The following is a 12,404-nucleotide window of genomic DNA, read 5'->3' as shown; positions in this document are numbered from 1 at the left end:
AATTAGAGTCCGGGGTGCTAGATTATTTTTCCTCCTAATATCTAGCAGGTGAATGCAGTAAATTTTCTCCCCCCCCAACACTGCATTCTTAATTAAGAGGCTGCATTGATTTCTTCTGCAGCCTTTTTATTTTTTTGTTTTTCTAAAATCTCTCCTCTTTTCTTGAAATCATTTAAAATGATTATAATATTGTGTAAGCTATTCGGTATTTTCAAGGAACTTATAACAGCAAAGACACTTACGCATGAAGGGATAGAGCGTAATTGTACACTCAGACATGTAAACAGAAAAAAACAGATACAATGTTTTTGTATAGGGTTTTGCGTAGAGGAAAATAGTACGAGAAAATGAAAAAAGATTTGAAGATATCGCACCCTTTACGTATCTGCTATTATATAGCAGGGTGGGCGATGGTTATATTAGGTATTATCGGTGTCGTATTACCTATTATGCCAACTGTGCCTTTTTTATTGGTTGCCTCATGGTGTTTTACGCGTTCTTCTCCACGTTTTCATCAATGGTTGAATAATCATCGTATTTTTGGTCCCCCTATTAAGCGATGGGAAGAAAAAAAAGCAATCTCTCCATTCGTTAAAGTTTTTGCAATGATGAGTATGACAGGAGGATTTTTATCCTTTTTTGTAATGCTACACCCTCCTTTGTGGATTTCTTTACTTGTTGCGGTTATATTATTGCTGATTGCCATTTATATTATAACACGTCCATCTTCCTAATGATAAAAAAGGCTTTATGGGATACTCTTTTTAGCTTCAACTTATTTGTAAAAACTATGAGAACTTTTAAGTTTTGAATATAAGCTCTCCATTTCCAAAATGCATATGAAATAGCAAGCTTTTTGAACGCAATTAATTAATAATATGTTTGTGAAATAATTTTTATGAACACTCAAAATGTTCTCACTTGGTAAACAATGATAAATCACATTCATGGAAGAGAGTCATTATTTTTGTAAAGCATGTTTGTATGAATCTCTACATATACATCATTAAAAAGTCATTGATATGATAGTCATTTCTTTCTAAAAGACATTTCGTTTATTTTCATATCTCTTAATGAGGATATAATACAAAGCTTACTAAACACCATCATTTTTATACTTATACAGTTAAGAAGCCGGTCTATTATATCAATCTTTAATGTTACATCTGTTATTAACTTAAGAATAATTCATAAGAAACAACAGAGTTTTTCAAATGGTTTTATATATACACGCATTCTTATTATAATATGCGAATAAATAATTTCTCTGTCTTTGTATAAAGCTTATTCGAAATAAAAATATTATTGCATTCTCTGTTTTTTAATGAAGTCATGCCCCTCACGTAAAACAAAAGGTCTCCAAAATCATGTTATTTACACATTTATTTTTAATGAAACATTTCTCAACGCTTTACTCATTTCATAATAGCAGACTATACATGGATAAAGTAAAATCTCCTGTAACATGTATAAAATCTATTTGAGCACCATCATCCTTGCCTTTCAAAATGCACACCAATAGTCACCATGCTATTTGTCATCCTCCAATGTTGCCTTAGTAATTCCTAATGCTACAATTATAGCTTGTCATCTGGTTTTGTATATTTTGACACTAGATTTTGTACCAATTTATTTTTTTCAAAGAGTTTAAAGATGTTCTCAAAGGGTTTTGAAAGCCTTTTCTCATTTTTACTTATGGAAACGCACTTTTTTCTGATTTTCGGTAATTTTTGTAATTTTAGGTGTCAAAATCTATTTTGATAAAACGCGCATTGAATGGTCAAAATTGTACATAAAAACAACAAATTACCACGTATTCCTACTTAATCCAACCTCTTCCCACTTAGTATAAAACCTACTGTCAAACTACAACAATAACCCTTAGAACTTGAAAACCTTCATACATGCAAGGAGATGAGTGTGCTTGATTTAACAGGGTTAAAATGAGAAAATCTCCTTGGCTAAACTTCCTTGGCACGTTAAGTATTTTTTTAATGCGTCGTAAATATTTTTAAGTCTTATCTATCGCGCCTTATGTAAGTGAAGCGTATGCGTGGTAGGCCAAGTAGAATCTGCTCAAAAACAGCCGAACTGTTTACAGACCAGCAAAGGTTAAGAATCCTCGTCCTTAGGGTAGGACAAAAATCAATCTTATAAACAATATGATGGATCAATATACTTGTTTTAAAGAACCGGAAACTATGTCTTTATAGGTCTAGCAATTCGCTTTTTATTACCAAAAAAATTGAGATAACGTTGTACTTCTTTTGAATCACCGATCGTTTTTTCAGGATTATCTGAAAGTTTTACGGCTGGTTGACCATTGGCATAGGTCACCTTACAAACAAGGGAAAGAGCATCAAGAGTTTCGATTTCCTGAGGTGCACAGCCTGTAAAATCATTGGTAAGATCCGTGCCCCATCCAAAACTCATGCGCACTTTACCATGGAAATGATGATAGGTTTTTTCAATTGTATTGACATCAAGAGCATCAGAAAAAATTAAAAGTTTTTTGCGTGGATCTTTTCCTTTTTCTTTCCACCATTGAATAATACGTTCACCACCTTCAATAGGGGGCGCACTATCGGGTCTGAAACCCGTCCAATCAGCGACCCAATCTGGTGCATTGCGTAAAAATTCTTCTGTACCAAAGGTATCAGGTAATACAATGAGAAGATTTCCACCATAATAACGATTCCAATCTTGCAAGACTTGATACGGAGCTCTGCGTAATTCATCATCATTGTTGCTGAGAGCCGCAATAACCATAGGCAATTCGTGTGCATTGGTTCCAAGAGCTTCTAAATCCGTATCCATGGCAAGAAGAACATTAGAAGTTCCAGTAAAAGAATGACCAATGCCTTCTTTTAATGCTTCCACACACCAGCGCTGCCATAAAAAAGAATGGCGACGCCTTGTCCCAAAGTCAGATATTTTAATATCAGGCAATTTTTTGAGACGTTCAACTTTACTCCACATTTTTGCTTTAGCACGCGCATAAAGTACATCAAGAGCAAAACGATCCAGTTTTTTGAGAGCAGCACGTGAACGTAATTCACTAATAATAGCAAGGGCAGGAATTTCCCACATGGAACTATGGGCCCAGGGTCCATGAAAATGAAGGATATATTGGCCATCTTTGCGGGTGAGTTCATATTCTGGAAGTTGAAAATTCTCAAGCCACTGAAGAAAATCCGGTTCAAAAATTTGTTTGCGTCCATAAAATGTATTACCAGCAAGCCAAATCATTTCTTTTTTTGTAAAGCGCAAACTAAGAGCATGATCAAGTTGGGCACGCAATTCACTCTCATCAATATCATCGACAAGACGTATTGTTTTAGAGCGATTTATGAGGGAAAAAGTAACATTAACATTAGGATATAACCCCCAAATCATCTGCACCATTAGAAGCTTATAAAAATCCGTATCAAGAAGTGACCGAATAATGGGATCAAGTTTCCAAGTGTGATTGTAAACACGTCTAGCAATATCCGGATGATTCATAACCTTTTTCTTTCATTTTCATAAAATCTAAAATATTATGCACCAACACGGCTAATATAGGCGGTGCAATATAACAACTCTACAGTTTTGGACAAGAATAAAAAGTCTGCTCTCTTTTTTCATCTTTAATCTTTAAGATTTGACAATACGTATAATTTCATGCTGACCTGTTTTTTGTAACTTTATCCCTGTATGAACTTCGGTATATTCTTTGCTATTAATATAGAGCATATTTTTAGGTCCCCATTTTACTTTAATGCAATAAACGGCATCATAAAACTTCATTGTTGCTTCATATTTTGGCCAAATAGAGGGTAAATGTGGCTGCAAAAACAATAGGTCTCCCTGACGCTGTATTCCAAGAATAGCTTGTGTTGCGGCGCGATAAAACCAACCGGCTGAACCTGTATACCAAGTCCAACCGCCTTGACCACATCGTGGTTCAACAGCATAAATATCTGCGACCATTACATAAGGTTCAACACGATAAATTTCAGGATCTTGTCCATGGGTAATTGGGTTTATCATAGAAAATAAAGCATAAGCTTTATCGTTTTGTTCCATTTCAGCCAACGCAAAAATACTCCAAATGGCACCATGCGTGTATTGACCACCATTTTCTCGAATTCCTGGAGGATAACCTTTTATATAACCAGGCTCGAGCGTACTTTTATCAAAAGGCGGCCAAAAAAGGCGAATGAGTCCGCCTTTTTTATCATAGAGATGTTCCAACATTGATGTCATTGCTTGTTTTTGACGTTCAGGCGATGCCATTTGAGAAATGACAGCCCAAGATTGAGCAATGGTATCAATTTGACATTCATCATTGATTTTAGAGCCAAGAGGTGTTCCATCATCAAAATAACCACGTCGATACCAAGCACCATCCCAACCATTTTTCTCTAGGGATTTTGTTAAATGTTCAAGGTACGTACTCCATATTTGCATATGGCTATTGTCACCACGTTTTTTGGCTAAAGGGATAAATGCTTGTAATGTGTACCCAAGAAACCATCCTAACCAAATGCTTTCGCCTTTTCCTTCCACACCGACCAAATTCATGCCATCATTCCAATCCCCACCTAAAATAAGAGGGAGACCATGTGGTCCGCAGCGTTTAATGGCAAGGTCTAAAGCTAAAACACAATGTTCATAAACTGTTGCAACCTTTGGGGATTGGGTGGGTTGAAAATAAGCATCCTGTTGCCCACTTTTGAGAACATCACCTTCAATAAAAGGAATGAGCGTATCAAGAAAAGCGTCATCACCAGTGGTAGTGACATAGAGAGCTGTTGCATATGCAAGCCAAACGATATCATCAGAAATGTATGTACGAACACCAGCATTTGTGTCAGGCAACCACCAATGTTGCACATCACCTTCAAGAAATTGGTGCGCTGCTGCATTTAACAATTGTTCACGTGCTAATTGTGGTTCCAGCAATAACAAAGACAAGCTATCTTGTAACTGGTCACGAAAACCAAATGCACCACTCGCTTGGTAAAAGCCTGCGCGTGCCATGATGCGGCATGCGTAGATTTGATAAGGAAGCCAATGGTTGACCATAAGATTAAAAGAAGCATCAGGTGTTTTGACTTGGAAAGGAGAAACAAAATCACTCCATTGCTGTTTTTGTTTTGTGAGCTGAATTTCAAAATCACTTGCACGTACTTGATTGAGTAATTTTTCAGCTTCTTGCCTATTTTCAGCACTGCCAAGATAGAAGATGATTTCTTTTGTTTGCCCTGGTTGAAGATCAATATCATAGGCGAATGCTGAACAAGGATCACATCCTGCTTCAATGGTATTTGAAAGAGCAGCGGCTTTACGGATCGCATTTGGACGTGTTACGGTTCCCGTTGCACCAATAAATTCAGCGCGATTGGTCGTCGTGCTGGTTGGCATTTCGGATGCTGATAAAAATGTAACTTGTTGAGATTTCTCGATGTGATAGGGATTTTGAATAAAATGTGCACCCCATCTGGTCTCATAAGAGGAAACAATAAAGGGGGCATATTTTGTACGGACATTTCCCAAAACCCATTCAACATAATTATAAAGGCGTAAACTGCGTGGTTTTTTCCCTTCATTCGTAAGGATAAGACGTGAAAAGCGAATAGGTTTTTCGGGATCAAGTGTATGAGTCAGTTCTAATGCGATTTCTGAATGTGTTGATTTAAAAGTTGAGAATCCAAACCCATGACACGCCTCATAGACAATATTTTCGTCACATTCAACAGTAGAAACGGGTGAGAAACGTTTTAAAGACTGGCGATCAACCAGATAAAGAGCTTCTCCTGGCCGGTTAGACGTTGGATCATTCGCCCAAGGAGTTAGTTGATAATCGCGGCTATTGTTAGCCCAAGTAAAAATTGCACCTTCAGCAGAGACATGAAAACCAAATCTGTGATTAGCAATGACATTAATCCACGGATGCGGTGTAGTGGTACGTCCATGAAGACGTATTACATAATGATTGTGCTGATTAAAACCACCGTAACCATTCCAATATCTTAGATCTTCTCCATTTGGGAGTAAAGAGGATGGTTTTTGTTGGCTAATAAGACCAATGGAAGAAAAAAGATTTTGTTCAGTTTGTGTTGTAAATTGCTGTCCTTCATTATATCTTGGCAAGTCTAATTGATCATAAGGTTCTTGATAATTTTTACGAACTGTGAGATTAAAATCATTCTCATCAAGTCGTTTAAGTTGTTCAGATAAAGAGCCATTTTGGGCATCAAGAACGATACGCGCTGATGCAAGAAGCGTTTTAAAACTCTGTTCACTCATTTGATCGCGTCGAAGCATGAAAATATGTTGGCGTTCATCTGCTTTTTGCATGTGGTGATAATAAGATTCACAGACCCACTCAAGAGCGCGTTGTGTACTTTGTATATAAGAAAATGTTTGTTCATTAAGAATGACCAAATCAACAACAAGACCGCGCATACGCCAATATTCATGTGCTTTAAGGAGCTCGCGCAGTACAGTTATATTTCCCTCGTTATTTAATCTAAGAAGACAGAGTGGATTGTCTCCTGAGATAGACATGGGCCAAAGATTAGACTGTTTTCCTAGCGTTTTTGCTAATATTTCAGAAGGAAGACGCCACGTTCTTTCTGGATAAATAAGCGGTGTTGCATATTTTTGATAGATAATAGCTTCTTTAAGCTGGGTTCCGCTCTGATACAGTGCGACTTGTGAGCGCGTCCATGCCATTGAAAGTTCTTTTTGAAACATATCAGGTTGTCGATAATGTTTAATATGATTATTTAGTGCTTCTTTTGTATGAGCAGCGAAAGTCCAAAAAATAAGTTCTGCTTTTTCATGGGCTGAAATTTTTATACGGCATCGCAATGACATAACAGGGTCAAGAACACAACCTTGACTGTTACTAAAACGAGTATTTTGGTCAAATGCAGCGGGACGATGAATAGATCGCCCCCGACCAATAAACAGAGAGCGATCTGTTTCAGCTTCTGTCTCTTGGAGAGTATCTGTTGTACTAGAAACAAAATGAGCAATATGAATATCAGGGTCGCTAGGTGAGCGTTTACGCCTTTTGGCAAAAATTGTTTTACCTTCTTCAGTAATTTCTGTCTCTATAAACATACGGGAAAAAACAGGATGAACTTGGTCTGTATCCATTGTGGCAAGTGCTAATTCACCATAAGAAGTCACTTCAATGAGTCGGTCTTTATTTGTCGTATTCATCAGTTGAATACGTCTCCCTTCGCCACATCCTTCAGATGTAATAAGACATTCAAGTGTTGATTTAATACCATCAACCATTTTTGTATATTCAGCCTTTTCATCTGTAAAAATGCTGACAGCGTCTTCTTCAATAACACGTGTTGGCTCACCAGTAACAGACCACCACCGTCCACTATGCGTGTCACGTAAGAAGAATAAAGTACCTTGTTGATCTTCTGTTGCATCAGGAATAAAGCGCGTAATCGCATAATCGTGCCAACGACTGTAACCAGAACCGTTCGCTGTTAACATGGTAGAATAAAAGCCATTAGACAAAAGTAAAGTTGCTCGTGGTTTGAGTAACGGGTTTGTAATAATGCGCAAAGGGGCTGCGTCAAATGCTTGAGACTTATTGCGCATACGATTAACAGCTTTGGTATGAATAATAGGAATGAGATGAGGCGCTCTTTCCTGTAAGAGCAATTGTGTTGCTTCAATAACGGGATCACGATGAAAACGATCACGCATTCGCCCTTGAAAAATAACATTGTTAAGAGCAAGAATAGACATGCCATGATGGTGCGCATAATAATTGCGTACAATGGCGTATTTTTCCCCTGTTTTCACACGTGTTGGAGTAAAATCAACAGAGTCATAATAACCATATGTTCCTAAAGCTCCAAGATCACGGAGTCGTTTTAAATTAGCGACAGCGCAAGCAGGAGCATATTGTGCCGCTAGAAGGCTGGCATAGGGAGCAATGACAGCATTGCGTGAAAGACCACGTTGGAGTCCGAGGTTTGGAACACCAAAATGAGCGTATTGGTAATTCATTAAATGATCGCGAGCATTAAATGCGGCTTCTGAAATACCCCATGGCAATTCCCGTTTATGGGCATATTGTATTTGACAACGAATAATCAATCGATTTGTTTGATCTAGGAGAGATCCTAAAGGTTCATGCATTACGAGAGATGGCATAAGATATTCAAACATTGATCCAGACCATGATAGGAGTGCACCTTTCCCACCTATGGGTACGAGAAGTCGACCAAGACGAAACCAATGTTTAAGTTTTATATCTCTTTTTGCGATGGCAAAAAAGCTTGCAAGACGTGCTTCTGAAGCAAGTAGGTCATAACAATTTTCATCGAGTTTGTTTTCTTGAACACGATATCCAATGGATAAGAGATGCCGTTTAGGCTGTTCTAAAAAGTCAAATTTCATATCAAAGGCTATTTGCCGTGCTGCTATAGCCAGCCTGTTTAGTTTTTTACGTAATTTTTCAGTATCACAATGAGCAGTCGCATCATTATGATGAGCGTTACAGGTGTCGATAAGGCATTTAGCCCAAGAAAGCGCACCAGCAGATTCTATCGTTTGAATTTTGTGGTCAAGTTCACCGACTAAGTGCACAATATCGTGGGCTGCAAGTGAAAGATCTATGATGTGAGAAGGGACCGTATTTTCTTGTTCTAAAAAAGTGAAGACAGAGTCATGAAAACGAGTGATGTTTTCTTCGATTTTTTGGCGTAAAGAGCGTAAACTGGGTTGATGATCTGGAATTTCTCTGACAGTTTCTTCAAGAATAGCAAGAACATCCGATAAGCCTTCTCGATCACTTTGGAAAAAAAGAGGCGGTTTTTCAGCCCATTCACTTAAAGCAGAAGAGAGTGTTACCAAATGACCAGCAAGATTTCCTGAATCAACGGTTGATACATAAGTAGGTAAAAGAGGCCTGAGTGTATCCGTTTCATACCAATTATAGAGATGACCGCGGAACTTTTCCATTTTTGTAAGAGAGCGTAATGTACATTCAATACGGGTAATGGTCTCTTCAAAACCAATCCAACCAAAATCACGTGCTGCAATAATAGACAGGAGATAAACGCCAATATTCGTAGGCGATGTACGTTGAGCAACAAGAGGTTCAGGATCTTCTTGAAAATTATCGGGAGGCAGATGGTTGTTTTGTGCATTGACAAAGGTTGCATAATAAAGCCATGTCCGCCGTGCAATAGAACGGAGTTTTTTTTCATCTTTTGAAGAAAGATCAAAGCTATCTTGAAAGGTTGAAGGTTGACTCACAATCCAAGCAATGAAGGGTGAAAAAAACCATGCTATCCCAAAAGGCAAAGCAACCAAGCTTGCAAAACTATCAGAAAAAAGAGGGAGTGCTATAGTAAGAATACCAATAAGCGATGCTGGTGCCATTGTAAAAACATAGAAACGCAAACTATTGGGTATTGATTTTGTTGCGGCAGAAGTTTTCCATTCAAGAAGATGCTGTTTTGAAATCGTCATACGATAGAGTGTACGAATAATCGCATCGGTCATAAAATACGCCGAATGAGCAAGAAACGTCGTTTTAAGAAATATATCAGCGCTTGTAAGAGCAATTTTGTTCCAAATTAATTGAAAATGTCCACGCAAAGAATGATCTATATTGGATGAGACAAGCGTTTTTAATACACATAGAATGGGTGAAATGAAGGAGCTAAACAACAAGAATAGTTGCCAGACGATTGCACTCTTTAAAGACAAAAAAGCCCATCCTGCAAATGCTGCGATTAACCACATAAGTGGAGTGAGAGAACGACGTAAATTATCCTGCATTTTCCAACGCGTCACGGAACTTATTTGACGGTGGGGAAAAAGATAAGGCAAAAGCTGCCAATCACCACGGACCCAACGATGATAACGCATAACATCAATATTGTAAGCGGTTGGATAGTCTTCAATGACTTCTATGCTACTTACCAGAGCAGTACGAGCATAACCTCCTTCTAAGAGATCATGACTAAGAATAGTATTTTCTTTAATTTTTCCATCAAGTGCTTGTTCAAATGCATCAATATTATAAAGACCTTTACCGATAAAGGTGCCTTCTCCTAAAAGATCTTGATAAGTATCAGAAACAGCAAAAACATAAGGATCAATGCCACGGTTGATAGAAAAAACCCGTTGGAGAATTGATGTTTTTTTTCCTGTTGTAAGAGAAGGAATAATGCGTGGTTGTAAAATGCTATAGCCCTTTACAACCTTTCCACTTTGTGGATCAAAAACGGGATAATTGAGTGGATGGTTAAGCTTTCCAACAAGTTTCGCGACGCTCTCTGGAGTAAGACGTGTATCACAATCTAGCGTCATAACAAAACGGCAATCCATAGGAAGATGTGGATTGGGAGGATAAAAGCTTGTATTTTTATCGCCTCTTAAGAGCCGATTAAGTTCATGAAGTTTTCCTCGCTTTCGTTCCCATCCCATCCAACATTTTTCGCTTGTATTATAAAGGCGTCGGCGATGTAAAAGGAAAAAAAGCGGAAGTTTATCACGATGATAACGACTATTGAGTTTATCAATACTCTTTTGCGCATAGTGCAATAAATCAAGATCATCTTGCGTTTCTCTCAATGGAGCATCCACCCAATCTGTAATGAGTGCAAAATGAATGGCACCTTTAGGATTGGAAAGATAGCGCACTTCAAGATTGCGCACTTGTTCATCAATGTCAGCGCGTGATGTCATCAAAGTAGGTACAACAACCATTGTCCGTGCATGTTTTGGAATACCTTCTTTATATTCATAACCAATGAGTTGTTTTGATGGGACAAACCACGAAACAACAGTGTTAAATAAAGCAAAAGCAGCATCGATAGCAGGAAAAAGCGCCAATCCAGTAAAGCAAAAAGACATCCATTGTGTCATGCCAGATAGCTGTAAAAGGGCGTAAATTACCAGCAAAAGAGCAAGCGTCAGAAAAGAGACAGGAACGGCGATGACTCGCAATTTTGAGCAACAGGAAGCGCGTGTCCATTTTATGAGAAAGGGCGGAATATACCCACAAGCCTTTTCAAATATGCCACGACCATCATCAACAAGGTACCACCCCACACAAGAATGATGAGGCATATCTTTAGAAGTGGAATTTGCCATTTCTACAACTTTATGTGCAACTTCCAGTTCACTAAGAGGCGAAAAGCGAGAAACTTTTTCAATGACTTGTCGATAAATATTGCGTGAGTGAGCATCAATTTCAGAAAAATCACTATTTTTACGCAAAATAGAATCGACACAACTCACTGTTTCAAACCATGCTGTCCAATCAACATCATCTATAGCTTTAAGAGAACGGATAATATTTCCCATGGTCACACCATCTGCTGCTTGTCGGGTATGTTCATCAGCTGTTGCAATCTCTAAGCTACTGCCTTGGCTTTTCAATTGCTTTTCAAGCCAAGTTAATGCTACGGTTGAATCGACAGATGCACTGCGCAGGCGATAGAATAAATGTGCTGAAAAAGTTGGATCAACAGTAAATGGTTTATATTGCGTAAAAAGAGAGTGTAGATTTGTTTTATTTTCTACAAGAGAAATTTTATCAGCTACTTGACTAGCAAGATGGCGCATATGTCGCGCTTTTTCGATACGTACTGAAAGACGACGGACATTTTCAATGAGCAGCATTTGCATAACTGAAGGAAGAGCCCACAATTCACCAATTGTGAGCGCACAAACTTCTTGAAATCCGTTGGTCATAGCAGTGAGTGTTTCTTGTGAAAAGCTGCTATCGGTATGCGCAATATAAAGCCAAGTTAAAGCAAAAATTCGTGGTATTCCGGCTTTGTGTGTAGAAAGAGGAAGTTGCTTTATGAAGGACTTGGGTAGATTACGACGTAGCTTTTGTATGGTTTTATCAATGGTGTAATGATTATCAATGAGCCATTGAGCAGATGGTGCGATGGTTTCATCATTTCGAGCAGCAAAATCACTGGTATGAAAGGCATGAAGAATAAGTTTAGCATTTTCATTCAATCTCTTGCGAAAATCTCCTACTCCTTCATATTCAGGGAGTAAAATTTCTTTACCAGAAGCTATATCATGCCCTAAGTTATAAAGATCTTCCTGTACCTTATAAATTGCACGAAGAGGAAAATCCGTATTAATAAAATGATCTTTTTTCTCTTTTTGAGAAAAAAAGCACTTTATGAAAGGTATTATGCACGTCATAGTGTCCCATTGTTATTCAATTACATCGTTTTTTATTTAAATTTTAAGCATTTTATCTGAATAGTGAACCGTTGTTAGACAAAAAACAAACTTTTTGTTTTTATTTGCAAGCATTTATAATTTTTTTTCAATAATTTAAAAATAAGCAGACAATTTTTTTAGAAAATAAAAAGGTCACTCCTAATGAGTGACCTTAA

General features: G+C 37.9%; 3 protein-coding genes. 1 reads left to right on the top strand and 2 read right to left on the bottom strand.

Annotated features, from left to right (window positions below):
* The first annotated feature begins 347 nt into the window (after positions 1–347).
* Positions 348–734: a YbaN family protein gene (locus ACFIMG_RS07980; protein ID WP_375678817.1), complete on the top strand. Its 387-nt coding sequence runs from the start codon at positions 348–350 to the stop codon at positions 732–734.
* Positions 735–2,199: 1,465 nt separating this feature from the next.
* On the opposite strand, the gene pncB is transcribed toward ACFIMG_RS07980, so the two are convergent.
* On the bottom strand, positions 2,200–3,504 hold the full coding sequence (pncB, locus tag ACFIMG_RS07975) for a nicotinate phosphoribosyltransferase (protein ID WP_375678818.1): 1,305 nt from the start codon (positions 3,502–3,504) through the stop codon (positions 2,200–2,202).
* A gap of 132 nt (positions 3,505–3,636) precedes the next feature.
* Positions 3,637–12,207 (bottom strand): GH36-type glycosyl hydrolase domain-containing protein, encoded by an 8,571-nt coding sequence (locus ACFIMG_RS07970; RefSeq protein WP_375678819.1) that lies wholly within the window; start codon positions 12,205–12,207, stop codon positions 3,637–3,639.
* Positions 12,208–12,404 lie beyond the last annotated feature (197 nt).

The organism is Bartonella sp. AP11XZML (assembly GCF_042196445.1).
GTDB lineage: Bacteria > Pseudomonadota > Alphaproteobacteria > Rhizobiales > Rhizobiaceae > Bartonella.
Note: the sequence above shows the minus strand (reverse complement) of the source record. Positions and strands in the feature narration are given on the sequence as shown.